Source organism: Sphingobium sp. B11D3A (assembly GCF_025961695.1).
GTDB lineage: Bacteria > Pseudomonadota > Alphaproteobacteria > Sphingomonadales > Sphingomonadaceae > Sphingobium.
Map to the genome: position 1 here is coordinate 257,794 of NZ_JAOQOE010000001.1, position 26,671 is coordinate 284,464.

General features: G+C 64.3%; 22 protein-coding genes. 12 read left to right on the plus strand and 10 right to left on the minus strand.

Annotated elements, in window-relative coordinates; genetic code table 11:
- Positions 1-85: 85 nt before the first annotated feature.
- The 10 genes from pyrH (at position 86) to rpmE (ending at position 9,432) form a co-directional block, all read left to right on the plus strand.
- Entirely contained in the window at positions 86-808 is a 723-nt protein-coding gene (pyrH, locus tag M2332_RS01265; RefSeq protein WP_264570121.1) for a UMP kinase, read from the plus strand.
- 18 nt (positions 809-826) lie between these two features.
- Positions 827-1,384, plus strand: a complete 558-nt coding sequence (gene frr, locus M2332_RS01270; RefSeq protein WP_264570122.1) for a ribosome recycling factor — start codon at positions 827-829, stop codon at positions 1,382-1,384.
- Between the two features lie 60 nt (positions 1,385-1,444).
- Positions 1,445-2,188: an isoprenyl transferase gene (locus tag M2332_RS01275; RefSeq protein ID WP_264572646.1), complete on the plus strand. Its 744-nt coding sequence runs from the start codon at positions 1,445-1,447 to the stop codon at positions 2,186-2,188.
- Positions 2,185-2,850, plus strand: coding sequence for a phosphatidate cytidylyltransferase (locus M2332_RS01280; protein ID WP_264572647.1), 666 nt, complete (start codon positions 2,185-2,187; stop codon positions 2,848-2,850). The genes M2332_RS01275 and M2332_RS01280 overlap by 4 nt, the downstream gene beginning before the upstream one ends.
- Complete coding sequence (locus M2332_RS01285; RefSeq protein WP_264572648.1) at positions 2,847-4,013, plus strand: 1-deoxy-D-xylulose-5-phosphate reductoisomerase; 1,167 nt, start codon at positions 2,847-2,849, stop codon at positions 4,011-4,013. The genes M2332_RS01280 and M2332_RS01285 overlap by 4 nt, the downstream gene beginning before the upstream one ends.
- On the plus strand, positions 4,010-5,146 hold the full coding sequence (locus M2332_RS01290; protein ID WP_264570126.1) for a M50 family metallopeptidase: 1,137 nt from the start codon (positions 4,010-4,012) through the stop codon (positions 5,144-5,146). Before M2332_RS01285 ends, M2332_RS01290 begins: the two co-directional genes overlap by 4 nt.
- Before the next feature lie 175 nt (positions 5,147-5,321).
- The gene (gene bamA, locus M2332_RS01295) at positions 5,322-7,934 is read left to right on the plus strand and encodes an outer membrane protein assembly factor BamA (RefSeq protein WP_413715972.1); all 2,613 of its coding nucleotides are present in this window, start codon (positions 5,322-5,324) and stop codon (positions 7,932-7,934) included.
- Complete coding sequence (locus M2332_RS01300) at positions 7,934-8,605, plus strand: OmpH family outer membrane protein (protein WP_264572649.1); 672 nt, start codon at positions 7,934-7,936, stop codon at positions 8,603-8,605. Before bamA ends, M2332_RS01300 begins: the two co-directional genes overlap by 1 nt.
- A gap of 6 nt (positions 8,606-8,611) precedes the next feature.
- The gene (gene fabZ, locus M2332_RS01305; protein ID WP_264572650.1) at positions 8,612-9,094 is read left to right on the plus strand and encodes a 3-hydroxyacyl-ACP dehydratase FabZ; all 483 of its coding nucleotides are present in this window, start codon (positions 8,612-8,614) and stop codon (positions 9,092-9,094) included.
- Between the two features lie 110 nt (positions 9,095-9,204).
- Positions 9,205-9,432: a 50S ribosomal protein L31 gene (gene rpmE, locus M2332_RS01310; protein ID WP_181559464.1), complete on the plus strand. Its 228-nt coding sequence runs from the start codon at positions 9,205-9,207 to the stop codon at positions 9,430-9,432.
- 104 nt (positions 9,433-9,536) lie between these two features.
- Here rpmE and M2332_RS01315 read toward each other — a convergent pair whose 3' ends face one another.
- The 6 genes from M2332_RS01315 to M2332_RS01340 form a co-directional block, all read right to left on the minus strand.
- Complete coding sequence (locus M2332_RS01315; protein WP_264572651.1) at positions 9,537-10,736, minus strand: S41 family peptidase; 1,200 nt, start codon at positions 10,734-10,736, stop codon at positions 9,537-9,539.
- Positions 10,737-10,852: 116 nt separating this feature from the next.
- A complete protein-coding gene (gene rpoC, locus M2332_RS01320) occupies positions 10,853-15,109 on the minus strand; it encodes a DNA-directed RNA polymerase subunit beta' (protein WP_181559466.1) in 4,257 nt (1,418 codons plus the stop codon).
- Between the two features lie 134 nt (positions 15,110-15,243).
- On the minus strand, positions 15,244-19,416 hold the full coding sequence (gene rpoB, locus M2332_RS01325; RefSeq protein WP_264572652.1) for a DNA-directed RNA polymerase subunit beta: 4,173 nt from the start codon (positions 19,414-19,416) through the stop codon (positions 15,244-15,246).
- A gap of 366 nt (positions 19,417-19,782) precedes the next feature.
- The gene (locus M2332_RS01330; RefSeq protein ID WP_264572653.1) at positions 19,783-20,337 is read right to left on the minus strand and encodes a superoxide dismutase family protein; all 555 of its coding nucleotides are present in this window, start codon (positions 20,335-20,337) and stop codon (positions 19,783-19,785) included.
- Positions 20,338-20,393: 56 nt separating this feature from the next.
- Positions 20,394-21,056, minus strand: a complete 663-nt coding sequence (locus M2332_RS01335; RefSeq protein ID WP_264572654.1) for a purine phosphorylase — start codon at positions 21,054-21,056, stop codon at positions 20,394-20,396.
- Positions 21,057-21,061: 5 nt separating this feature from the next.
- Positions 21,062-21,625, minus strand: coding sequence for an adenine phosphoribosyltransferase (locus M2332_RS01340; RefSeq protein ID WP_264572655.1), 564 nt, complete (start codon positions 21,623-21,625; stop codon positions 21,062-21,064).
- Positions 21,626-21,804: 179 nt separating this feature from the next.
- On the opposite strand from M2332_RS01340, the gene M2332_RS01345 reads away from it, so the two are divergent.
- Complete coding sequence (locus M2332_RS01345; RefSeq protein ID WP_264572656.1) at positions 21,805-22,569, plus strand: hypothetical protein; 765 nt, start codon at positions 21,805-21,807, stop codon at positions 22,567-22,569.
- A gap of 139 nt (positions 22,570-22,708) precedes the next feature.
- On the opposite strand, the gene rplL is transcribed toward M2332_RS01345, so the two are convergent.
- Together rplL and rplJ are read right to left on the minus strand one after the other, a co-directional pair.
- Entirely contained in the window at positions 22,709-23,089 is a 381-nt protein-coding gene (gene rplL / locus M2332_RS01350; protein ID WP_181559472.1) for a 50S ribosomal protein L7/L12, read from the minus strand.
- A gap of 83 nt (positions 23,090-23,172) precedes the next feature.
- Positions 23,173-23,688, minus strand: a complete 516-nt coding sequence (gene rplJ, locus M2332_RS01355; protein WP_181559473.1) for a 50S ribosomal protein L10 — start codon at positions 23,686-23,688, stop codon at positions 23,173-23,175.
- Positions 23,689-24,238: 550 nt separating this feature from the next.
- On the opposite strand from rplJ, the gene M2332_RS01360 reads away from it, so the two are divergent.
- A complete protein-coding gene (locus M2332_RS01360; RefSeq protein WP_264572657.1) occupies positions 24,239-24,829 on the plus strand; it encodes a PEPxxWA-CTERM sorting domain-containing protein in 591 nt (196 codons plus the stop codon).
- A gap of 103 nt (positions 24,830-24,932) precedes the next feature.
- On the opposite strand, the gene M2332_RS01365 is transcribed toward M2332_RS01360, so the two are convergent.
- Positions 24,933-25,460, minus strand: a complete 528-nt coding sequence (locus M2332_RS01365) for a TIGR02281 family clan AA aspartic protease (RefSeq protein ID WP_264572658.1) — start codon at positions 25,458-25,460, stop codon at positions 24,933-24,935.
- 72 nt (positions 25,461-25,532) lie between these two features.
- On the minus strand, positions 25,533-26,564 hold the full coding sequence (locus tag M2332_RS01370) for a hypothetical protein (protein WP_264572659.1): 1,032 nt from the start codon (positions 26,562-26,564) through the stop codon (positions 25,533-25,535).
- Positions 26,565-26,671: the final 107 nt, after the last annotated feature.

A 26,671-nucleotide genomic window follows, 5' to 3' on the forward strand; every position in this document is an offset into this window, starting at 1 on the left:
CACCGGGCGCGCTCGGTGCTTGGCATGGCGGCGCGGGCTTACTAAGGTCCGCGCCGCTCCCGTCTCTGGAATTTGTTAGGCATTCATGACCACGACCGCCCCCAAGCGCATTCTCATCAAGCTCTCGGGCGAGGCCGCGATGGGGGCTCAGAGCTTCGGCATCGATCCGGGCACTGTCGCGCGCGTGGCCGGGGAAGTGAAGGAAGCCAAGGAATTCGGCTTCGAGATCTGTCTGGTGATCGGGGGCGGCAACATCTTCCGCGGCATGGCTGGCGCAGCGCAGGGCATGGACCGCGCCAATGCCGATTATATGGGCATGCTGGCGACCGTGATGAACGCCCTCGCCATGCAGGATGCGCTGGAGCATCTGGGCGTCGCGACGCGCGTGCAGTCCGCTATCCCCATGGCCAGCGTTTGCGAACCCTATATCCGTCGCCGCGCTCAGCGGCATCTGGAGAAGGGCCGGGTGGTGATCTTCGCCGCCGGCACGGGCAATCCCTATTTCACGACGGATAGCGGCGCGGCGCTACGGGCGGCCGAAATGAGCTGCGACGCGCTCTACAAGGGCACGTCGGTCGATGGCGTTTATGATGCCGACCCCAAGCTCGTCGACTCCGCAAAGCGTTTCGATCGCGTGAGTTACGATCAGGTGCTCACACAAAATCTCAAGGTGATGGATGCCAGCGCCGTGGCGCTGTGCCGCGATAACGCCATTCCCATCATCGTGTTCAACATTCGCGAGCAGGGCAACCTTGCCCGCGTGCTGCGCGGCGAGGGTGTTTCGACCCTGGTCGACAGCGGTCGCTAGGTTCATCGGAGAGGCAAGATGGCAAAATATGACAAGGCTGATCTGGAGCGCCGCATGGCAGGCGCCGTCGACGCGCTCCAGCACGATCTGAACGGGCTGCGCACGGGCCGGGCCAATGTGGGCCTGCTCGATCCCATCACCGTAGAGGTGTACGGCGCCAAGATGCCGCTTAACCAGGTCGCGACCGTCTCCGCGCCGGAACCGCGCCTGCTCTCCGTGCAGGTGTGGGACAAGTCCAATGTCGGCCCGGTGGACAAGGCGATCCGCTCGGCGGGCCTTGGCCTCAACCCGATTGTCGACGGGCAGAATGTCCGCCTGCCGATTCCAGACCTGACCGAAGAGCGCCGCAAGGAACTCGCCAAGCTGGCCGGCCAATATGCCGAGAAGGCGCGCGTCGCCGCCCGCAACGTCCGCCGCGATGGCATGGACAATCTGAAGACTGACGAGAAGAAGGGCGAAATCAGCGAGGACGAGCGCAAGCGCGCCGAAGCCGACGTGCAGAAGCTCACCGATTCGACCATAGCGGATATCGATGCGGCAGCGCAGGCGAAGGAAAAGGAAATCCTTGGCAAATAATCCGTCCTTCGACTGCCGAGGGAGAGGCCAGGGCCATTTATGAGCCTTTTGAGGTCCAGGATGACGCGCAAGGCCGCGCCGACCCCCGCCCAGACCGGCGGGGAAAGGGCGGTGCCGCGCCATGTCGCGATCATCATGGATGGCAATGGCCGCTGGGCGAAGGCGCGCCGCTTGCCGCGCGTCGCGGGTCATCGCGCCGGCGCCGAGGCCGTGCGTCGTACCCTGCGGGCTGCATCCAAGCTCGGCATCGAATGCGTGACGCTCTACGCCTTCTCGTCTGAAAACTGGAAGCGGCCCGAGGATGAAATTGCCGACCTGACCGGCCTGATGAAGCAGTTTCTCCGCTCGGAAGTGGACGATCTGCACGAGGCTGGCATCCGGCTGAAGATCATCGGCAATCACCATGCCTTCGAGCCGGAAGCGGCGGCCATGGTCGATGCGGCCGTAGCGCGCACCGCCGGAAACACTGCGTCCACGCTGGTGGTGGCGCTCAATTATGGGTCGCAGGACGAACTGGCTCGCGCCATGCGCGCTCTTGCCCAGCAGGTGCAGGCCGGCACGCTGGCGCCAGAGGCGATCACGCCGGACCTGATCGCGGCACAGCTCGACACCGCCGATCTGCCGCCGCTCGATCTGTTGATCCGCACGTCTGGCGAAGTGCGCCTCTCCAACTTCCTGCTCTGGCAGGCGGCTTATGCCGAACTATATTTCACCGAGACGCTGTGGCCGGACTTCGACGAGGCGGCGCTGGCAGCGGCGGTGGAAAGCTACGCCTGCCGTGAACGCCGGTATGGAGGCCGATGATGGCGGAACGCGCGCCTCGTTCCGATCTGGCGGTTCGCACCGGCTCGGCGATCGTGCTGCTGGTCGGCGCCGGGCTCGCGCTATGGGCCGATGGCGCGGTGCTGATCCTGCTGGTGGCGCTGGTGAGCGCGCTCGTCTTCTGGGAATGGCGCGGCCTCGTTCGGCGCTTTCCCGATGGCACGCTCGCCCGGATACTCTGGCTGCTCTTCGGGTTGATCTATATTGGCGGCGCGGCGCTAGCGCTGCTGTCTCTCGGCGCGGCGACGCGCTGGCTGCTGATCGGCGTCGTCATCGCGACGGATGTGGGCGCCTATTTCGCCGGGCGGACCATCGGTGGACCGAAAATCGCGCCAGCCATCAGTCCGTCCAAGACCTGGGCTGGTCTGGGCGGCGGCATGGCGGCCTCCGCGCTGCTGGTGGCGATTGTCGCCAGTGTGAGCCTTCAACCCGGTTTCGTGCTGGTCAGCGCCCTGCTCGGCGCGGCCATCGCGGTGGTGGCCCAGGTCGGCGATTTTTTCGAGAGCTGGATGAAGCGCCGAGCGGGCGTAAAGGATAGCGGCAATCTCATTCCCGGCCATGGCGGCATGTTCGACCGGGTGGATGGCCTGCTGCTGGCCGCCATTCTGGCTTCTCTGGCCAGCGCAGGAGGAATGCTGGGATGATCGCGCCGCGCACCGTTTCCGTCTTCGGCGCGACCGGGTCGGTTGGCACCTCCACGCTCGATCTCATTGCGCGCGAGCCGGAGGCGTTCGAGGTTCTGGCCGTGACGGCCGGGGATGATGTCGACAAGCTCGCCGCGATCGCCGTCACGCACAGCGCCCGCCGCGCCGTCATCGCCAATGAGAGCCGCTATGGGGCGCTCAAGGCTGCGCTGGCCGGTAGCGGCATCGAGGTCGCCGCTGGCAGCGAGGCACTGATCGAGGCGGCGCAAATGGGCGCAGACTGGACGATGGCCGCCATCGTCGGCTGCGCGGGACTGGCTCCCACGCTCGCGGCGGTCGCCGGGGGCAAGACGGTGGCGCTGGCTAACAAGGAGGCGCTGGTTTCGGCCGGTGACGTCATGATGGCAGCGGTCGCCCGCAGTGGCGCCGCGCTGCTGCCGGTGGACAGCGAGCACAACGCGATCTTCCAGTGCCTCGCAAGCGGCGGCCTCGACGCCGTGCGCAAGATCACGCTCACCGCCAGCGGCGGGCCGTTCCGCACACTCGGCCGCGAGGCCATGCGCGCGGTGACGCCGGCGCAGGCCGTCAAGCATCCCAACTGGTCGATGGGCCGCAAGATCAGCATCGACAGCGCGACGATGATGAACAAGGGGCTGGAGCTGATCGAGGCCTACCACCTCTTCCCCATCGGGCTAGAGCGCTTCTCGATCCTCGTTCACCCGCAATCGGTCATCCATTCGATGGTCGAATATCGCGATCGCTCGACGATTGCGCAGCTCGGTTGCCCGGATATGCGCATCCCCATCGCCAGCGCGCTGGCCTGGCCGCAGCGCATGGAGACGCCCTGCGAACCGCTCGATCTGGCCACACTCGGCCGGCTCGATTTCGAGGCGCCCGATGAGGAGCGCTTCCCCGCGCTGCGCCTTGCGCGCGAGGCGATTCAGGCAGGCGGCGGCGCACCTGCCGTCCTCAATGCCGCGAATGAGATCGCCGTCGGGGCGTTCCTCGATGGGCGGATCGGCTTTCTTGATATTGGCCGGATCGTCGAAGACGTGCTAGCCCGCAGCGATGCAGGCCGCATCGCCACGCTCGAGGATGTTCAGGCCATCGACAGGTCGGCGCGTGCAATGGCCGAGCGGCTGACGGCGGAGCTCATCAATTGACCGATAACCCCGGTTTCTTCTTCACAATTCTTGCGTTCCTGCTGGTCATCGGCCCGCTCGTGTTCGTTCATGAGCTGGGACATTATCTCGTCGGCCGCTGGTTCGGCGTTCATGCCGAGACCTTTTCCATCGGCTTCGGCAAGGAAGTCTTCGCCTGGCATGACAAGCGCGGCACGCGCTGGCGCGTCGCTGCGCTGCCGCTCGGCGGCTACGTCAAGTTCGCCGGAGACATGAACGCGGCCAGCCAGTCCGACCCGAGCTGGCTGCAACTGCCGCCGGATGAGCGCAACCGCACCTTCCAGTCCAAGTCGGTCGGCAAGCGCGCGCTGATCGTGCTGGCCGGGCCGCTTATCAATCTGCTGTTCGCCGCGATCATTCTGGGCGGCTTTGCTTATGCCTATGGCGAGAATGTCACCCCGGCCGACGTGACGGCGGTGGAAGCCAATTCCGCGGCGGACCGCGCCGGCATCCTGTCCGGGGACAAGATTCGCGGCGTGGATGGCAAGCCGGTGGAGCTGTTTGGCGAGCTGCGCCAGATCATCGTGACCAAGCTGCCCGGCGAGGAGGTCACTCTCACCGTCGAGCGTGGCGGGGCAGCGCGCCAGATTCCGGTGAAGATCGGCGAGGTCGTTCAAGTCGATCGATTCGGCAACGAGTTCCGTTATGGCGCGCTCGGCGTGCGTAGCCTTGAATCGGTTTCGCGCCCTGTCGGGTTGCTCGAGGCGCCCTGGGTCGGCGTGCGCCGCACGGGCGAGCTGATCGGCATGATGGCGAGCGGCCTCGCCGACATCGTCACCGGGCGACGCTCAGTCGATGAACTGGGCGGGCCGCTTAAGATCGCGCAGATTTCCGGCGAGCAGGCGGCATTGGGGCCGGAGGCGCTGATTGCCTTCGTTGCGCTGGTCTCCATTAACTTGGGGTTCATCAATCTCTTGCCAATTCCCATGCTCGACGGGGGTCATTTGTTCTTCTACGGAATAGAAGCTATTCAGCGCAGGCCGGTCAGTCCACGCTTTCAGGAAATGGCGTTTCGGTCGGGCCTCGCGCTTTTGCTGGGACTGATGATCTTCGTGACTTTGAACGATCTGGCGTCGTTTGGCGTCTGGCGAGGGCTGAGCGGCTTGATTGGCTGATCGGGTTGGGGCAGGGGAGGCAGCGCGGATGCGGCTTCCCCGGATGAAGTGCATTCAGGACATGTCGAGGAATCTGAGTTTGAGCGAAGCAGCACGCATTTCATCGACACAGGGCCGCCTCGCGCCGTTGCTCCTGTGTGGCACCATCCTGGCGGGCTTCGGGTCCGTGCCGGCGATGGCACAGGCCACCGGAAGCGCCACAGCGCAGCCGGCCCCCGCGCTGCCCTCCGCGCCTGCGGTTCAGCCGGTGACCGCCGAAGAGCGCACCATCTCCGCCATCACGGTGGAAGGTGCCCAGCGCCTCGAGGGGGACACGGTCCTCTCCTATACCAAGCTGCGGATCGGCAACAAATACACCCGCGAGACGCTCGACGAGGCGCTGCGCGAGCTTTACGCCAGCGAACTGTTCTCGGATGTGCAGATCCGCGACAATCAGGGCGCGCTCACCATCCAGGTGACCGAGAACCCGGTCATCAATCGTATCGTGCTGGAGGGCAATAAGCGCCTCAAGGACGACAAGATCCTTCCCGAAATCCGCATGGCGCCCCGGCAGATCTACACGCGCTCCAAGGTGCGTGCGGACGTCGCCCGGATCATCGAGCTGTATCGTCGCCAGGGCCGGTTCGCGGCGGTCGTGGATCCCAAGCTGGTGCAGTTGGACCAGAACCGCGTCGACATCGTCTACGAGATCACGGAAGGGCCGAAATCCAAGGTCCGCCAGATCAACATCATCGGCAACGACAAATTCTCCGATGGGCAGCTGCGCAGCGAGATGGCGACCAAGCAGTCGCGCTGGTTCCGCGTCTTCTCGTCCGGCACTACCTACGATCCCGACCGTCTGGCCTATGACCAGCAGAAGGTCCGTCAGTTCTACCTGACGCAGGGCTATGCCGATTTCCGCGTCGTGTCGGCCGTTGCCGAGCTGACGTCGAACAAGCAGGACTTCATCATCACCTATGTGGTGGAGGAAGGCGACCGCTACAAGTTCGGCGACGTGACCGTGCAGAGCGATATTCGCGACCTCAGTTCCGAGGGCCTGTCCCGCTCGCTGCGGATGAAGAAGGGCGACTGGTACAACGCCAAGGCCGTGGAAGACACGGTCGAGCAGCTCAACCAGACCGCCGGTCTGTTCGGCTATGCTTTCGCCGACGTGCAGCCCGAGTTCAATCGCAGCCGCGAAGACCTCACCATGGGCATCACCTTCCGCATCGCCAACGCGCCGCGCGTCTATGTCGAGCGGATCGATATCAACGGCAACACGCTGACGCAGGACAAGGTGATCCGCCGCGAGTTCCGTCTGCACGAGGGTGATGCGTTCAACACGTTCCAGGTCCGCCGCTCGCAGGACCGGATCAACTCGCTGGGCTTCTTCCAGGAGCGTCTGGAGATTGACCAGAAGCCGGGTTCCGCGCCCGACCGCATCGTGCTGGAAACCAATGTCGAGGAAAAGGCGACCGGTGAGCTTCAGCTTTCCGCTGGTTTCTCGAGCCTTGAGCGCTTCATCCTCTCGGCATCGGTCACGCAGCGCAACTTCCGCGGCATGGGCCAGGAACTGCGCACTTCGGTCAATTATTCGAGCTACTCAAAGTCCGTGAACGTCGGCTTCACCGAGCCCTACTTCCTGGACAAGAACATCGCGCTGGGCGGCGATATCTTCCGGCAGGATACGAACTCGTTCAACTACCTGTCCGGTAATGACCGCAACACGCTGTACAGCCAGGTCCGCACCGGCTTCCAGCTGCGGGCCGGTCTGCCGATTACCGAATATCTCTCGCTGGCGCTGCGCTATGGCCTCTCGTTCGAGGACGTGACGCTGGACAAGGCCAACTATTACTCCGACCGTGAGCAGGCCGGCAACTTCCAGTGCGACCCTCTGCGCGCAAGCCAGTATCTGTGCGATGCCATCGGCAAGCGCACCACGTCGTCGATCGGCTATTCGTTGATCTACGACATGCGGGACAACCGCATCCGTCCGACGCGCGGGCACAGCATCACGTTCAGTCAGGACTTTGCCGGTCTGGGCGGTAACGTTCGTTACCTGCGCAACCGTCTCTCTGCCGATAAATACTGGCCGCTCGGCGGCGGCTTCATCTTCTCGGTGAAGGGCGAGGCTGGCTACATCCATTCGTTCGAAGATGGCGCGGGGCCGAATTCCGACCCCGTCCGCCTCGTCGATCGCTTCTTCCTGGGTGAGCCGCAGTTGCGCGGTTTCGATATTCGCGGCGTCGGGCCGCGCATCGTGCGCAAGCCTTATCTGTACGACGAGAATAATAACGTCATCGGACTGAGTGAAAATCGCGACCAGTGGTCCGACGACGCTCTGGGCGGCCGCGCTTACTACCTTACGCACTTTGAGATCGAGATCCCGCTTGGTGCCGGCGCGCGTGACATGGGCCTGCGTCCGTCAGTGTTCATCGATGCCGGTGCCGTCTTCGGCGTCCGTCGTCCGAACTTAATCGACCTGCCCCAAAACATCGATTTCCCCATCCGGGATGCCAGCGGCTTGAGGCAGTGCATCACGCCTGCGACCGACACGACCGCCAGTTCGCTCTCGTCCATTCCCGATGGCGCTAGCTGTCCTTCCGGTACGACGCCTTACGTAACGTCGATTGGCGGCTTCAAGGAAGTCTTCCTCGGCGACAGCCCCAAACCGCGCGTGTCGGTCGGTTTCGGCGTGAACTGGAATTCGCCCTTCGGTCCGTTCCGGATCGATATCGCCAAGGCCCTGGTGAAGGTCGACGGCGATGATACCAAGCTTGTAACCTTCAACATAGGGACACAATTCTGATGCGTAACTCCATCTTTTCCGCTGTTGCGCTCGCAACGGCATCGGTCGCGGCCCTCAGCGTTTCTGCGCCGGTTTCCGCACAGGTCAAGCAGGCGATTGCCGTCGTCAACATCGACGAGGCGATTGGCCAGTCGAGCGCGGCCACCACGGCCAGCCAGCAGATGCAGGTGACCTACAAGTCGAATATCGACCAGATCAACACGCGTCGCACTGCGCTGCAGACCGAGATTCAGCAGAAGCAGACTGCGCTGCAGACCGCAGCGCAGGCCGCTGGCCAGAACCCGCCCGCTGCCACGCAGACCACCCTGCAGAACCAGTATAACGAGTTGCAGCGTCGCGCGCAGGAAGCGCAGGCCGAACTGCAGCGTCTCGAGCAGCCGCTCCAGCTCGCCCGCGCCTATGTGCTCGAGCAGATCGGCGCCAAGCTGCCCGAGGCCATGCGCAACGTGATGACCAAGAACAAGATCGACCTGCTGGTGAAGGCGGAAGCCGCAGAAGCCTTCCAGCCCACGGCGGACGTCACCCGTCTGCTCGTGCAGGAGATCAACGCGCTGGTCCCGTCCGTCAGCATCACGCCGCCGCAGGGCTGGCAGCCCGGTGGTCAGCAGCAGCAGCAGCCTGCCGCTGCAGCGCCGGCTGCGCGCACGCCGACGGCTGGCGAAGGGCGCTAATCACCGATGAGCGAAGCGGAAAGCGCAGGGGCTGAACAGAGCGGCGGACTCGATATCCGTGGCGTGCTGGCAGCCTTGCCGCATCGTTACCCGTTGCTGCTGGTCGACCGTGTGGTCTCGATGGTTCCCAAGACCTCGATCCACGCGGTCAAGGCCGTGTCGATGAACGAGCAGTTCTTCCAGGGGCATTTCCCCGGGCGTCCGATCATGCCGGGCGTGCTCATCGTCGAGGCGATTGCCCAGGCTGCCGGTATCCTCGCCGTCGAGTCTCTCGGGCTCGCCGGCACGGGCAAGCTCGTTTATTTCATGACCATCGAGGGCGCGAAGTTCCGTGCGCCTGTCGAGCCGGGGCATCTGCTGGACCTCCATGTCGAGTTCACGCAGCTGCGCGGTTCGGTCTGCAAATTCTCCGGCAAGGCCAGCATCGACGGCAAATTGTGCGCAGAAACAAACTGCGTCGCGATGATCGCCGATCCGCCGAAGGACTGAGCGGGACACAAACCCCGGGGAGCCTTGCCAAGCCAGCCCTTTCCCGCTAAGGGCCGCGCTTCCCTAACGCCCCGGACCGGTCGGAAACCGGTCATTTCAGGAGCCGACACATGAAAAAAGACACGCATCCCGAGTATCATCTCATCACCGTGCAGATGACGGACGGGACCAGCTTCCAGACCCGCTCGACCTGGGGCAAGGAAGGCGACACGATGACGCTGGAAATCGATCCGACGTCGCACCCGGCATGGACCGGCGGTCAGCGCCAGCTCGATCAGGGCGGCCGCGTGGCCCAGTTCAACAAGCGCTTCGGTGGCCTCACGCTCAAGAAGAACTGAGCGGGCTCAACCCAAGGTTTCAGAGGAAGGCTCCGGTTTCCGGGGCCTTTTTCTTTGTAAGGAGCGCCGACGCAGGCTTGGCCGCGCGCCCATAATGCTGACCCTCAGCGCGCTGTATCCATCGGGACCGGCTCGGGCTGGAACGCTTCCCTTGGCGTCCCATCGACAGCGTACAGCCGCTCGGTCGGCAATTTGATGATCACGCCGGATTTGGGCAACGCATGATCGTAGATCGCGCCCAGGAGCCCTGCCATCCTGCTGCCTTGCACGCGCGTGCCTATGGCATGCAGGCCAATCGCCAGGCCTTCGCCCATGCTCCCGGTCCAGCGTGACACCCGCACACTGAGGGGGCCGGCATGGTGCTTCCCCGCCCGTGGCAGCACCTGCTCGATCCACTGCCGCGCAATGCCTGTCTCGCGCTGTTCGACGGGCAGGTTGTGAATTTGATAGGCGGTGGGCTGGGTGACGAACCAGCCCATGATCGCCCGCGCCACCGTGGTATTGCCGCCGCTGGCTGTGTCGGTCAGGTCGAGGATGATCGGCTTGCCCGGCGTCAGCGCTGCCATGGCCGTATCGAAGGCTGGGATCGTGTCATCGCGACCGAGGGAGTCGTGGAAACGGATGATCGCCGCGCCGCGGGCGTCCTCCGCGACCGAAAGCGGCGGCATGTCCTGAGGCTTGAGGGCGTACAGATTGGGCAGTTCGACCGTGCGCGGTGACCTGCCGCCCGCCTTCACGGTCAGCTGTCGCGGCCGGTCGCGACGGCCCGCCGCGAGCACGCGCGCGGCATAGCCGGCATCGCCTTCGCCCGGCGCGACGCCGAGGTCGGTCCAGAATGCGTCGACCGCTGCCTGTACAGGCGTTCCGGCAATGGCGATCAGTTCGTCGCCGGCTTGCACACCGGCCTGTTCCGCCGGGCTGCCGGTCCGGACCTGCTCGATACGATAGCCAGCGCCGCGCCGCTCGATCCACAGGTCGCCATAGCTTGGGAAAACCGCCCAGCTGTTGGAGAAGGAGGCTCCCGTGATTGCATGATGGTCGGCGAGAACCATGAGGGCGCGTTCTGCAAGGCGGATGAGGCCATCCTCATCGCGCACCGCCTCGGCTTCCGCCTGGAGCCGGGAGGGCAGGCGATATTCGCCACCCGCAAGGCGCTCGGGATAGGCATAGGTTTCCGCGATGATGCCCGGAAGTGCACGGGCATCCTCCTGATAGGGATTGGTCTGTCCCAGCGCGCCACTGGCAGAGAGGGCGAGGGCGCCCAAGGTTAGGGCAAGGCAGCAGAGCCTCAGTTTCAGCATCATGTGTCCTGCGGCCAAGGGAGTCGATGCCACAGGATATCGCGTCGGACATCCAAGCAAAAGGCCCGCCGGATCGCTCCGGCGGGCCTCTCTATTTTCTTCCTGAAAGGACCTGATGCTTAGTTCATGTCCTCGGTGGTGAAGTCCTCACCCTGCACCTTGCCGAGCGGATCGTCGCCGATGGCGGCTTCCACGGGCTGGCGCAGTTCGGCCTCATGCTCTTCTGCGGCGGTCTGCGGTGCCACGAGGTGAACCTCGTTGGCGGCCCGCATGGCGGCGCGGAGCGCAGCATCGCGGCTGTTCGCGGCGATCCGCATCCGGTTCATCGAGGAGCCGGTGCCGGCCGGGATCAGACGCCCGACGATCACATTCTCCTTGAGGCCGATCAGCGTGTCCTTCTTGCCCTGAACGGCCGCCTCGGTGAGGACGCGGGTCGTTTCCTGGAAGGAGGCTGCCGAGATGAAGCTGCGGGTCTGCAGCGACGCCTTGGTGATGCCGAGGAGCACGGGCTTGCCGAAGGCCGGCTGCTGGCCGGGCGCGAGGCGGGCGTTCACTTCGTCCATTTCCTCGCGATCGACCTGCTCGCCTGCCAGCAGCGTGGTGTCTCCGCCGTCGGTGATCTCAACCTTCTGCAGCATCTGGCGAACGATCACCTCGATGTGCTTGTCGTTGATCTTCACGCCCTGCAGTCGATAGACCTCCTGGATCTCCGCGACCATATATTCCGAAAGCGGCTCGATGCCGAGCACTTCGAGAATGTCGTGGGGATCGGGCGAACCGCCGATCAGGTTGTCGCCACGCTTCACGTAGTCGCCTTCCTGAACGTCGATCACCTTGCTCTTGGGGATCAGATACTCGACCGGCTCGCCGCCATCCTCGGGGAGGATCGCGATCTTGCGCTTGGCCTTATAGTCCTTGAGGAACTGAACGCGGCCCGAGACCCGTGCGATGATCGCATTGTCCTTGGGCTTGCGCGCCTCGAACAGCTCCGCCACGCGCGGCAGACCGCCCGTGATGTCGCGGGTCTTGGCAGCCTCGCGGGAGACACGGGCCAGCACGTCACCGGCCTGCACCTGCGCGCCATCCTCGACCGAGAGCGTCGCGCCCGGTGCCAGAAGGTAACGCGCTGCCTCGCCGGAGGCATCGTCCAGCAGGGTCAGGCGCGGACGCAGATCGTCCTTGGAGCGAGACGGGGCACGATATTCGGTCACCACGCGCTGCGTGATGCCGGTGGCCTCGTCCGCCTGTTCGGTCAGCGTCTTGCCGTCGATCAGGTCCTGATACTTCACGATACCCGGCTTCTCGGTGATCACCGGCTGCGTGAACGGATCCCACTCGGCGATGCGGTCGCCCTGCTTCACCTTGGCGCCATGCTTGAACAGGATGGCGGCACCATAAGGCAGGCGATGGACCGCACGCTCGCGGCCTTCATCGTCGATGATCGCCAGTTCGCCATTGCGGGCCAGCGACAGGTTACGGCCATGCTTGTCCGTGATGGTCGGCATGTCGCGCAACTCGATCGAACCGTCGGAAACGGCCTCAAGGTTGGACTGCTCGTTGAGCTGGGCGGCACCGCCGATGTGGAAGGTGCGCATCGTCAGCTGCGTGCCCGGCTCACCGATCGACTGGGCGGCGATCACGCCGACAGCCTCACCGATGTTCACCGGCGTACCGCGGGCGAGGTCACGCCCGTAGCACTTGGCGCACACGCCCATCTTGGATTCGCAGATCAGCGGCGAACGGATCTTGACCGCCTGAACGCCGATGGCCTCGATCTTCGCGACCATCGCCTCGTCCAGCAGCTCGCCCTCGGGAACGATGACCGAGCCATCCTTGCTGTCCACAATGTCCTCGGCCGTGGTGCGACCGAGCACGCGCTCGCCGAGCGATGCGATCACGCTGCCGCCCTGGATGATGGCCTTCATCTCCAGCGCCTTCTGCGTGCCGCAATCCACCTCGACGATGGTGCAGTCCTGGCTGACGTCGACCAGACGGCGGGTCAGGTAACCCGAGTTCGCCGTCTTGAGCGCCGTGTCGGCCAGACCCTTACGGGCGCCGTGCGTCGAGTTGAAATATTCAAGGACGGTCAGGCCTTCCTTGAAGTTCGAGATGATCGGCGTTTCGATGATCTCGCCCGACGGCTTGGCCATCAGGCCGCGCATACCGGCCAGCTGCTTCATCTGCGCCGGGGAACCACGGGCACCCGAGTGGCTCATCATGTAGATCGAGTTGATCGGCTTCAGGCGGCCCGTATCCGGGTCCTGCGGCATCGAGCGAATCTCGTCCATCATGGCGTTGGCCACACGGTCACCGCAGCCCGACCAGGCGTCGATCACCTTGTTGTACTTTTCCTGCTGGGTGATCAGGCCGTCCTGATACTGCTGCTCATAGTCGGCCACCAGCGCCTTGGTCTCATCGACCAGAGCCACCTTGCTGTCCGGAATGATCATGTCGTCCTTGCCGAACGAGATGCCCGCCTGGAACGCGTGGCGGAAGCCCAGCGCCATGATGGCGTCGGCAAACAGCACCGTGTCCTTCTGGCCGGTGTGACGATAGACCTCGTCGATCACGTCGCCCACGTCCTTCTTGGTGAGCAGGCGGTTGACGGCGTCGAACGGCACCTTGTGGCTCTTGGGGAGGCACTCGCCGATCAGCATACGGCCCGGCGTGGTTTCCACGCGGCGCATGTAGGTCTCGCCATTCTCGTCCGTCTGCGGCACGCGGCTGATGATCTTGCTGTGCAGCGTCACCGCCTTGGCGAAGAGGGCCTGGTGGACCTCCTGCATGTCGGCGAGGATCATGCCTTCGCCCGGCTCGCCGGCCAGCTCCATCGACAGATAATAGATACCCAGCACCATGTCCTGCGAGGGCACGATGATCGGCTTGCCGTTAGCGGGCGAGAGGATGTTGTTGGTGGACATCATCAGCACGCGCGCTTCCAGCTGGGCCTCAAGGCTCAGCGGAACGTGAACGGCCATCTGGTCACCGTCGAAGTCGGCGTTGAACGCGGCGCAGACCAGCGGGTGCAGCTGGATGGCCTTGCCCTCGATCAGCACGGGCTCGAACGCCTGAATGCCGAGGCGGTGGAGCGTCGGGGCGCGGTTCAGCAGCACAGGGTGCTCGCGGATCACCTCATCGAGGATGTCCCAGACTTCCTTGCGCTCCTTCTCGACCCATTTCTTCGCCTGCTTGAGGGTCATGGAGAGACCCTTGGCGTCGAGGCGGGCGTAGATGAACGGCTTGAACAACTCGAGCGCCATCTTCTTGGGCAGGCCGCACTGGTGCAGCTTGAGCTCCGGACCGGTCACGATGACCGAACGACCGGAATAGTCGACGCGCTTGCCGAGCAAGTTCTGGCGGAAGCGGCCCTGCTTACCCTTGAGCATGTCGGAGAGCGACTTGAGCGGACGCTTGTTGGCGCCGGTGATGACGCGGCCGCGACGGCCGTTGTCGAACAGGGCGTCAACGGCTTCCTGAAGCATGCGCTTTTCGTTGCGAACGATGATGTCCGGCGCACGCAGCTCCATCAGGCGCTTCAGGCGGTTGTTGCGGTTGATGACGCGACGGTAGAGATCGTTGAGGTCCGAGGTCGCGAAGCGGCCGCCGTCCAGCGGCACCAGCGGGCGCAGTTCCGGCGGAATGACCGGCACCACGTCGAGGATCATCCATTCCGGGCGGTTGCCGGAATCGATGAAGCTTTCCACGACCTTGAGGCGCTTGATGATCTTCTTGGGCTTGAGCTCCGACTTGGTTGTCGCCAGCTCTTCCATCAGCGCCTTCTGCTCGCCCTCGAGATCGAGGTCCATGAGCATCTGCTTGACCGCCTCGGCACCGATGCCGGCGGAGAAGGCGTCCTCGCCATATTCGTCCTGCGCCTCGACCAGCTCGTCCTCATTGAGAAGCTGATACTTCTCCAGCGGGGTGAGGCCCGGCTCGATGACGATGTAGCTCTCGAAGTAGAGGACGCGCTCAAGCTGCTTGAGCTGCATGTCGAGCAGCAGGCCGATGCGCGAAGGCAGCGACTTGAGGAACCAGATGTGGGCAACCGGCGCGGCCAGCTCGATATGGCCCATGCGCTCGCGGCGGACCTTGGAAACGGTCACTTCCACGCCGCACTTTTCGCAGACGATGCCCTTATACTTCATGCGCTTGTACTTGCCGCACAGGCACTCATAGTCCTTGATCGGGCCGAAGATGCGCGCGCAGAACAGGCCGTCACGCTCGGGCTTGAACGTGCGATAGTTGATCGTCTCCGGCTTCTTGATCTCGCCGAAGGACCAGCTGCGGATGCGCTCAGGCGACGCAATGCCGATCTGGATCTGGTCGAAGGTTTCCGGCTTGGCCATCGGATTGGCGAAGGTGGTCAGTTCGTTCATGGGTTGATACCCTTCCTCGTAAACTTGGTTCGCCCCTCCCTTTCAAGGGAGGGGAAGGGGGTGGGTGTCGCGCAGCAAACTGAGCGCCAGGCCCCACCCCAACCCCTCCCCTGAAGGGGAGGGGCTTCCATGATTTATTCCGCCGCCTCGGGCAGTTCGTCGTCGCCATCGCTGTCGGAGAGGTCTTCCAGCGCCGCCAGCTCAACATTGAGGCCGAGCGAGCGCATTTCCTTCACGAGCACGTTGAAGCTTTCCGGAATGCCGGCCTCGAAGGTGTCGTCACCCTTGACGATCGCCTCATAGACCTTGGTACGGCCGACCACGTCGTCGGACTTGACCGTGAGCATTTCCTGCAGCGTGTAGGCTGCACCATAAGCCTGCAGTGCCCAGACCTCCATCTCACCGAAGCGCTGACCACCGAACTGGGCCTTACCGCCCAGCGGCTGCTGGGTGACGAGGCTGTAGGGGCCGATGGAACGGGCGTGGATCTTGTCGTCCACAAGGTGGTGCAGCTTGAGCATGTAGATGATGCCCACCGTCACCTTGCGGTCGAACGCGTCACCGGTCCGGCCGTCATAGAGCGTGGACTGGCCCGACGTATCGAGCCCTGCCAGCTGCAGCATAGCGGAAACGTCGGCTTCACGCGCACCGTCGAACACCGGTGTTGCGATCGGAACGCCGGTCACGAGGTTGGAAGCAAGCTCGATGACCTGCTCAGCCGAGCGGGACTTGATCTCGTCCGCATAATCCTCGCCATAGACGGTCAGCAGACGCTCCTTCACCGCTTCCGGCATTTCACCGCCGGTCGCGTTCGGGTTGGCCTCGCGCCAGTCGCGCAGGGCATGCTTGATCTGCTGGCCAAGGCCGCGGGCGGCCCAACCAAGGTGCGTCTCGAAGATCTGCCCGACGTTCATGCGCGACGGCACGCCCAGCGGATTGAGCACGATGTCGACCGGGGTGCCATCCTCCAGGAACGGCATGTCCTCGACCGGCAGGATGCGCGAGATGACGCCCTTGTTGCCGTGACGGCCGGCCATCTTATCGCCCGGCTGCAGCTTGCGCTTCACCGCGACGAAGACCTTGACCATCTTGAGCACGCCCGGGGGCAGCTCGTCGCCGCGCTGCAGCTTCTCGACACGGTCCTCGAACTTCTCGACGATGACCTTCACGGCCTCGTCATACTGCGTCTTGACCGCTTCGAGCTGCGACTGGCGGGCATCGTCCGCAACCGCGAACTTCCACCACTCGTGACGCTCGACCTCGGAGAGCAGCTCCTCGGTGATGTCGACACCCTTCTTGACGCCCTTGGGTGCTGCCGTGGCCGTCTGGCCGACCAGCATCTCGCGCAGGCGGTTGAAGGTTGCGCGATTGAGGATTGCGCGCTCGTCCTCGCGGTCCTTGGCGAGACGGTCGATTTCCTCGCGCTCGATGGCCATCGCGCGCTCGTCCTTGTCGATGCCGTGACGGTTGAACACGCGCACCTCGACGATCGTGCCGGCAACGCCCGGCGGCAGGCGAAGCGAGGTGTCGCGCACGTCGCTGGCCTTCTCACCGAAGATGGCGCGGAGGAGCTTCTCTTCCGGCGTCATCGGGCTTTCACCCTTGGGCGTGATCTTGCCGACGAGAATATCGCCCGGCTCCACCTCGGCGCCGATGTAGACAATGCCAGCCTCGTCGAGGTTGCGCAGGGCTTCCTCGCCGACGTTCGGGATGTCGCGGGTGATGTCTTCCGGCCCGAGCTTGGTGTCGCGGGCCATCACCTCGAACTCCTCGATGTGGATCGAGGTGAAGACGTCGTCCTTAACGATCCGCTCGGAGATCAGGATGGAGTCTTCGTAGTTGTAGCCATTCCAGGGCATGAACGCGACGAGGCTGTTGCGGCCCAGGGCCAGTTCGCCCAGCTCGGTCGAGGGACCGTCGGCGATCACGTCGCCAGCCTTCACATGCTCGCCCACCTTCACCAGCGGACGCTGGTTGATGCAGGTGTCCTGGTTGGAGCGCTGGAACTTCATCAGCGTGTAGATGTCGACGCCGGACTTGCCGGCCTCGATCTCTTCGGTGGCGCGGATCACGATGCGGGTGGCGTCAACCTGATCGACGATGCCCGAGCGCTTGGCCGCGATGGCGGCGCCGGAGTCGCGCGCAACCGTCTCTTCCATGCCGGTGCCGACGAACGGCGCCTCGGCCTGCACGAGCGGCACGGCCTGACGCTGCATGTTCGATCCCATGAGCGCGCGGTTGGCGTCATCGTTTTCCAGGAAGGGAATGAGCGATGCGGCAACCGAAACGAGCTGCTTGGGGCTGACGTCCATCAGCGTGATGTGGTCGCGGGGCGCCATCAGGAACTCGCCTGCCTCACGGGCGGAGATGAGATCCTCGGCGAAGGTGCCGTCCGGGTTCACTTCGGCGTTGGCCTGCGCGATCGTGTGCTTGGCCTCTTCCATGGCGGAGAGGTACACGACCTCGTCCGTCACCTTGTTGTCGATGACCTTGCGATACGGTGTCTCGATGAAGCCGTACTTGTTGACGCGCGAGAAGCTCGCCAGCGAGTTGATCAGACCGATGTTCGGGCCTTCCGGCGTCTCAATCGGGCAGATACGGCCATAATGGGTCGGGTGAACGTCGCGAACCTCGAAGCCGGCGCGCTCACGGGTGAGACCACCCGGGCCCAAGGCCGAAACGCGGCGCTTGTGCGTGATTTCGGAGAGCGGGTTGGTCTGGTCCATGAACTGCGAGAGCTGCGAGGAGCCGAAGAACTCGCGCACTGCGGCCACGGCGGGCTTGGCGTTGATGAGGTCGTTCGGCATCACCGTCGAGACGTCGACGCTGGACATGCGCTCCTTCACGGCGCGCTCCATGCGGAGCAGGCCGACTCGATACTGGTTCTCCAGCAGCTCGCCCACCGAACGCACGCGGCGGTTGCCGAGATTGTCGATGTCGTCGATCTCGCCCTTGCCGTCCTTGAGGTTTACCAGCTCCTTGACCACGGCGAGGATGTCCTCGCGGCGCAGCGTCGTGATGGTGTCCTCGGCGTCGAGGCCAAGGCGCATGTTCAGCTTCACGCGGCCCACGGCCGAGAGGTCATAGCGCTCGCCGTCGAAGAACAGGCCTTCGAACAGGGCTTCGGCGGTCTCGCGCGTCGGCGGCTCGCCGGGGCGCATCACGCGGTAGATGTCCGAGAGCGCGTGGTCGCGGTCCTCGGCCTTGTCGACCTTGAGCGTGTTGCGGATCCACGGACCCGTATTCACATGGTCGATGTCGAGCAGTTCGAGGCGGTCGATGCCTGCCGCATCCAGCTTGGCGAGGTTCTCGGGCGAGACCTCGTCGCCGGCTTCGATGTAGATCTCGCCGGTGCTCTCGTTGATGAGGTCATAGGCGCTGTAGCGGCCATAGACTTCCTCGGTCGGGATCACGAGCGCTTCCAGGCCGTCCTTGGCAGCCTTCAGCGCCGCACGCGGGCTGATCTTCTGCCCGGCTGCGAACACCACTTCGCCGGTCTTGGCGTCGATGATGTCGAAGGTGGGCTTGAGGCCGCGCCAGGCGTCCGCCGTATAGGGGATCTGCCAGCCATTCTCGCCGCGCACGTAGGTGACCTTGTTGTAGAACTCGCCGAGGATTTCCTCGCTGTTCAGGCCAAGCGCGAAGAGCAGGGCAGTGACCGGTAGCTTGCGCTTGCGGTCGATACGCACGTTCACGATGTCCTTGGCGTCGAACTCGAAGTCGAGCCAGGAGCCGCGATACGGGATCACGCGAGCGGCGAAGAGATACTTGCCGGAAGAGTGGGTCTTGCCACGGTCATGGTCGAACAGGACGCCCGGCGAGCGGTGCATCTGGGACACGATGACGCGCTCGGTGCCATTGACGATGAAGGTGCCGTTGCCGGTCATGAGCGGCATGTCGCCCATGTAGACATCCTGCTCCTTGATATCGAGAACCGAGCGGGTCTCGGTGTCCTGATCGACTTCGAAGACAATCAGGCGGAGGGTGACGCGCATCGGCGCGGCGTAGGTGATGCCGCGCTGACGGCATTCCTCGGTGTCGTACTTGGGATCTTCCAGCTCATAGTGGACGAAGTCCAGCTCGGCCGTGCCGGCAAAGTCACGGATCGGGAAGACGCTGCGCAGCGTCTTCTCAAGGCCGGACACATAGCCGATTGCGGGATTGGACCGCAGGAACTGCTCATAGCTTTCGCGCTGAACCTCGATGAGGTTCGGCATTTCCACGACCTCGTGGATGTTGCCGAACACCTTGCGGATACGCTTGGTGGCGCTTTCGCCGGGCTTGATGGGGAGAGCCTTGGTTGCCATGCCAGAGATACCTGACCTTCCTGCGTGTTGTGGTCCCGATAATATTTTTCGCATTGCAGCGAAAATTCAGCCTTTTGCTGCGGCTGCGCACCTCGATTCGAGGGCTGCGAGCACGCAAAAAAGTGCGGGCCGGGGCTGTCCGATCCGCACTTGAGCGTCATATGAACCTCGCCGTCACCCCATATGTGATGCATGTCGTGCGCAACGCGTCATGCTTGCCCGGGTAGCGGAAGGCGACTGGCGGGCAGATGCCCGACCAATCCGAATGACCAGCGATATAAGGCCATCGCGCGGCATTGCAAGGGGCTTGCGGCCCGCTGCAATGCCTTTGCGGCGTTGGTGGTCGGCGACGAACCCGATCTGCGATCAGGATTCCTTGCGGTAGAACACGCCGCACATCACCCGGCCGCCGCTGTTGCCAGTGGGGTCGGTGCGCATGTCGTCGGCGTCCGCGTGGATCACCAGCGCCGCGCCATCGTCGTCCAGCAAGGTTGCCATGTTGGTGTGCGCCATGAACGTTACCCTGGCAGCGCCGCGTGCGTCAGCGGTGACCATCGGCAGGTCGCCGGCATGGGGGCCTTGCGGGTTCTCAGTGCCGTGCTGCTTGCTCTCGGGGTTGAGGTGGCCGCCGGCCGATACGAAATCGGGCAGGGTGCATTTGCCGATGGCGTGAATGTGCATCCCGTGCGCACCCGGCGTCAGCCCGCGCGTCACCTCGACGCTGCCGCGCATATGGCCGTCTTCCGGCACCAGCGTCGCGACACCGGTGCGGTTGCCCTGGCCATCATAGAGGATCGCCTCGGCGAAGGGCTCGGGCGTGGGCATCGGCCCCGCCGGGGCCTTGGCGCCGCAGCCCTGCAAGGCCAGGCAGAGGCCGGTGGCGGCGAGGAGGAGGGGGGAAGCAGCAAAATGAGCCATCATGTCTCTCTGTGTTGGGGCGATGCAGTCGGCGCAATCTAGCGTGTTGTCCGGCGAGGTCAAAGCAGGTCGAGCACCCGTTCCATGGCAAGCGCGGCCCGGCGAGAGGCGGCGCGGAGGTTGGCGTGGAAATCCCCGGCACTGTCGGGATTGGCATCGTCCGTCACCGCCTTGATGCCGCCCCAGGGGAGGCCGCACTGGGCGGCATATTGGGCGACGGCCGCGGTTTCCATGTCGACGATGTCGGCATCCAGCGCAGCGACGAGATGGGCCGCATAGGCGCCATCCTCGATGAATGCGTCACCGCTGGCGATGCAAGCATGGGGCAGGGCGCTGCCGGGATCGGGCATGGCCGCATAAGGCGTGACATTTGCCGGCCCCATTGGCCAGGCGCCAGCGGGGTAGTGCACGAAGGCATCCGGGCGACGCGCGCCATAATCATGCTGGACGGCGCGGGCGAGCCAGAAGCAATCGCCGGCGAGGGCGCTCAGCTTGCCGGCCGTCCCGAGGATCATCAGCATGTCCGCATCGTAGATCGCGTGCAGCCGCGCGGCGGCCGCGGCGATGTTGACCTTGCCGATCCCGGTCGTCGCGATGTGCACCAGATGGCGCCCGGTGTCGACGCGGCGCACCAGCGGCCAGTCGCCGTCCAGCCTGTCCCCCGCATCCGGCAGGAAGGCATCGGCCTCTTCCGGCAGGGCGGCGAGCATCAGGATGCGCATGCGTCTCAATGCCCCTCAAAGGTGATGAGGGAGAGGGGTGTGATGCCCACGTCCCTGAGGCGCGCCGCGCCGCCCAGCTCGGGCAGGTCGATGACGAACGCCGCCTGATCGACAATGGCACCTTCGCCCCGCAGCAAGGCGGCGCCGGCGAGCGCGGTCCCGCCGGTCGCCAGCAGGTCGTCCACCAGCAGCACCCGTTGCCCCGGCCGCACGGCGCCCTGATGCATCTCGATCCGGTCGGTGCCATATTCGAGCGCATAATCAATGCCGACCGTCGCGCCGGGCAGCTTGCCGGACTTGCGCAGCATCAGCTTGCCCTTGCCGAGCTTGTAGGAGAGTCCGGCTGCGACGATGAACCCGCGCGCCTCGATGCCGGCGATGAGGTCGACCTGCGCTGGATCGACCAATGCCGCGATCCGGTCGATCGTCGCCCGAAAGCCCTCGCCATCCAGCAACAGGGTCGAAACGTCGCGAAACTGGATGCCGGGAATCGGATAGTCCGGGACGGTCCGCACCAGCGCTTTGAGGTCGTCATTGTTCGTCGTGGTCAGAGAAGATGTCTCGGCCATGATGATGTGTCCCTTCGATAATCGGCTGGCGCAGGCCGCACGTGTCGGCGCAAGGATCGGGCGGCACAGGGCGCCTTTTGTCCCTCACGCTTTACATTGGCGCGACGATATGCTGATCGCAGTCTGTCCCGAAATGGGTCGGTGGGGTCATAATGAGATTGCCTGTTGTCTTTCCAGGGATGGCGTCGCTCGCCTGCCTTCTCGCCGTGAGTCCGGCGGCAGGGCAAGCGGAAACTGCGTTTGCCCGGGCAAGCTCCAGCCTTCTCGATCTCCAGAAGCTCACCAGCCTGCTGCTCCCGGCTGCCTTCGGGCAGGATAATCAGGTGCGGGCGCCGATGCTGATCGCCAATGAGGTGCGGCCCGAGAGCCGGGACCGACTGGCCCAGCCCTCCGCGCGGCCGGAGTCGCGCGACCGCCTCGCGCGGCCGGTGAGCGAATTGCCAGCCTATCGCCCGGAGAGCCGCGATCCCTTGGCGCGCTCCTATGAGGATGTGCGCAAGGCGCGGCCCGAGTTGCTGGACTCTGGTTCAAAGGCGGTGGCTCTGGCGCAGGATGTCGCGCCGGCCAATGAGAGCGCTGCCGCGGCGCCTGCCATGAATAGCGCGGATGGGCCACCCGTGCCGATCGCGCTGTCCGCAGTGCCGATGGGCGCCGGGCCGGCTGGGCCGACCTTGCAGCGCACGCAGGGCAAAGCCGAGGGCCTCGGTCTGGCGCAATATCTTTCCGCGCCGTGGCAGCAGATCGGCTTCATCGCCGGCCTGGTGCTGCTGGCCAGTCTGCTCTTCTGGCGGCTGGGAATGCGCGGGCGGCAGGGGCCATTGGCCCTGACCGACTATGGACGGGCCGAGCGCTCCGCTGCCCGGGAGGAAGGCGACCGGGCGCGCTACCCGACGCTGCGCGAAGCCATCGAGGCGATGAAGGCCGAGGCTGCCACACGCCGTTGATCGGCCTCCGGGCGCCCATCGATCACGCCTGATCCACGCGACGATCCCTCAAACGCAAAAAAGAAGCGCGCCCGGATCGCTCCGGACGCGCTTCTTTTTGTCGGGCGGGAACGGCCGGGCCGCTCCCCTCCCATCAAGTTTACTTGATCTCGACGGTCGCGCCGGCTTCCTCGAGCTTCTTCTTCAGCTCTTCGGATTCCGCCTTGTTCACGCCTTCCTTCACAGCCTTCGGCGCGCCTTCGACGAGCGCCTTGGCTTCCGTCAGGCCGAGACCGGTGATGGCGCGGACTTCCTTGATGACGTTGATCTTCTTGCCACCGTCGTTGACGAGGATCACGTCGAACTCGGTCTTCTCTTCAGCAGCGGGGGCATCGCCACCGGCGCCACCGGCGGGCGCAGCAACCGCGACTGCGGCTGCAGCGGAAACGCCCCACTTCTCTTCGAGAGCCTTCGACAGCTCAGCAGCTTCGAGAACGGTCAGCGCGGAGAGCTGGTCGACGAGCGAGTTGATATCAGCCATGTAATTCACTCCATTTTCTAGCGGGGCCGGGTCTGGCCCAAGTCAATTGATTGCAACTGTCTGCCGGGGAGGCGGCCTGAAGATCAGGCAGCATCCTTGGTGGCATAAGCGTTGAAGACGCGCGCGAGCTGCGCGGCCGGTTCCTTGGTGACGACTGCGAGCTTGGTCGCCGGGGCCTGAATGAGGCCGATCAGCGTTGCGCGCATCTGGTCGAGCGACGGCATCGAAGCCAGCGCCTTGATGCCATTGGCGTCCAGGAGCGTAGTGCCCATGGCGCCGCCGACGATCTCCAGCTTGTCGTTCGTCTTGGCGAAATCGATCGCGACCTTTGCAGCCGCAACCGGATCGGAAGACGTCGCCAGGCCCACCGGTCCAACCAGCATCTCTTCGATGCTGGCATAATCGGTGTCCTTGATGGCGATCTTGGCAAGGCGGTTCTTCGTTACCTTGTAGGTCGCACCCGCATCGCGCATCTTCTGACGGAGCTGGGTCGACTGAGCCACGCTGAGGCCCAGATTGCGGGTCACGACGACCACGCCCATTTCCTTCAGAGATTCGTGAAGCGCGGAAACGACCTCGGTCTTTTCATTGCGATCCATGCCATTCTCCTCTGCGGCAAGGCCCGGAAGGCCCGGCCGCGTTCACACATGTGCCGCGCACGACCCGAGATGGGCCGCATGCGGCGAAGCAGTCCGAGGGGAAGGGTTGACTGGTCCAGCACGAGAGTGCGGACAGACCCGGATTGAGCTGCGCATCGAAGCGGAGCGCCGTCCGGCAAGAACTTTTCCCCGTCTCGGCTGGGCATTAAGATGGGCAGATCCCATCACCAGCTGTCTCGGACGGTGCACCGGGACGGGCCCGGTGAGCGAAGGCCCGATAGGCGCGACGGCGGTGAAAAGCAAGCCGTTTCCGATTCCGGCCACGGCGAGGGAGCCGGGGAGGGCGGTGGGCGCCTAATTTGTGACCCTTTGGCAACGTCTGTCGGCCATCTGCGCAAAGGTGGTTAAGACGTGGGAAAAGAAGGTTAAAGCGCTTTAATTCTTTCCACCGCAGGTTTAGCACGGGTTCATGGAAAGCTTATCGACAGACTCGCTCCGTTGGGCGCGCCGTGAAATTGAACGGCACCGAGCTTTGATCGGTCTGGCCGTGGTGGCCAGCGCCTTGATCGCAGCCGCGCCGCACAATGAGCGCCGGATGTTCACCATCCCTGAGTTCGCCTCGGCGTTCGTCGCCGTGCCCGCGCCGGAAGAGACGTCGCTGCGCTCCGCGATCATGGGCTATCTTCGCGATGGCTGCGCGCCCGAATTCGTCAATTCAAAGGGTGACCTGACCCAGCTGGTCAATCGCGCCGATTGCGGTCCTGGCCGTTCTCGCAACCAGGGCAGCAGCCCATTCGCGCAGAAGCCGACCGCGGCGCCGAACAAGTCGCCGGTCGCGCCGACCGCCTTCTTCGCCGAGCCGGAAGCTGCCGATTTCGTATCGAACCTCAACAGCCCGCTGATCGTGACGCAGCCGTCGCTGGAGCCCTCCATGGCCTCCTTCACGCCGCCCACTGGTGGTACGGGCGGTGGCGGCGGGTTCATCCCTGGCATTCCCATTCCCTTGCCCGATTTTGTGCCGCCGGTGTTCGGTTCGGTTCCCGAGCCGTCGACCTGGGCGCTGATGATCGCGGGCTTCGGTCTGGCCGGCACGATGATGCGTCGCCGCAATCCGGTGAAGGTTACCTTCGCCGCCAGCTGATGGCCGGCTTCACACGCGTTTCCCGCTGAAAAGGCCAGTCCGGGGGGGCTGGCCTTTTCTTTGCCGATTGCGCGGCGGGATCGGTCTGGCTGGGAAGCCCGGTTCAGTGGATCGTCAAGGTGTCGCCGCTCAGGGTGACGGTGCCGAGTTGCTGCAGCGCATTCTGGCCCATCAGCGAAACCGGCAGGGCGCCATCGACCACGGCGGCGCTGATCTGCTCGATGCGCTTGCCCGCCATTTCCATCCGCTCGATCTTCGCCCAGCGCATCGCGGACGATCCGTTGACGGTGCGCATCTGTGCGCGACCGGGCAGGCTCTCATAAGTCAGGCCGAGCTTGGCCGCGTCGGCCCGATTGAGCACGACGACCGTCGCGCCGGTATCCACCACGAAGCGGATCGAGTGGCCATTGGCCTTCGCCTCGACATAGAAGAGGCCGTCGGCATGGCGCTGCACGGTGTTGGCAGGTAGTTGGATGGCCGGGGCATCCAGAACTGCGGCCTCCGGCACAGCGATGTTTGCGGCGGCTTCCTTCTGGATGTTCTGGTGATCCGTGAACGGGTTGCTCAGCGCGACGGCAATGGATGCCATTGCCGCCATGATGCTACCGAATTCGAGATGGATGCCAATCATGCCGCATCATCACCCCGACTCACCCAAGAAGCGGTTTCGAGATTGAGTTAGCGCGGCATTAAGAAAGCGCGGTCAGGCGGGCGCCTGTGCCGTGCGGGAGGCCTCGATTTCGTCCTCCATCCGCTGCTTCACCCGGCGGCGGCGGCGGCCGAAGATGAAGGCGGCAAGGCCGGAAATGAGAGCCGAAATCCCGAATTCGGCGGCAAGGACGTTGTAGCGCCACGTCAGCTTGTCGAGCCCGCTGAACAGCACGAAATTATCGTCTTCGACGTCATAACCCGCATGCCGATACAGGTTGACGATCTCGCCCGGCAGGGCCTCGCGCCGCAGAACGCCGTCGAGATAGGGCGTGAAGACGAGGTGCGAGAGGCGGAACCGCCAGACGCGCACCAGGTCCTCATCCTTGGGGAAGGTGATGGGATGATAGCCTTCCGGCACATCGTTGCGCCGCACCTCGACAAAGTAGCGCAGCGGCGAGCGATCGTCCGGCCCGGAACGAACCGGCGCGAAATAGAGCGAGCGCTTGACCAGCAGCAGATCCTCATTGAACTGCGCCGTCTCGCGCAGATCGATGCTGCCCGTGATGACGGCGCGGCCTTCCACCGGCGCGATCGCATCGGGCGAGCCGACGACGATGCTGCGTGGGGTGCCCTCATCGGATGGCAATTGCAGCCGCAGGATCAGCACAATGACCGCTGCAAGCAGGCTGCCAACGCAAACGCCGGCGAAAAAGCCCTGGAGGCGAGCGAGGCGTCCCTTAACGATGCGCAGATCGTCCTGCCGGGCAGGGCCGAAGGATTCGGTGCGGCGCTGGCGCGTGCGCAGCAGCCACACCGCAGCGATGAGCGGCGCAGAGAACAATGCCGTCACCGCGACGAAGGTCAGGGTGGGCCAGTAACGATCGAAATGAAGAAACTGCCATTCGGCCAGTCGCGCGATCAACCCGCGATAATCGAGCGCCTGAAAGAGGAAGAACAGGCTGACAAGAGCGATCCAGAAGCCGAGAAGGCGAACCGCCAGATTGAGCTGTTTCGACACCCGGTCATAGGCATCCTGTCCAGCAGTTGGATGTCGCTTCTTCACCCCAATTTCCCTGTTTTTCATCTGAGTTCTATCGTCGCGTGCCTCGCCAAGCAATGCCATCGCAGGGTTAACAGGCGCTTTACGAACAAACGCCTAATCACACCGCCAATTCAGATCATAACATCGGG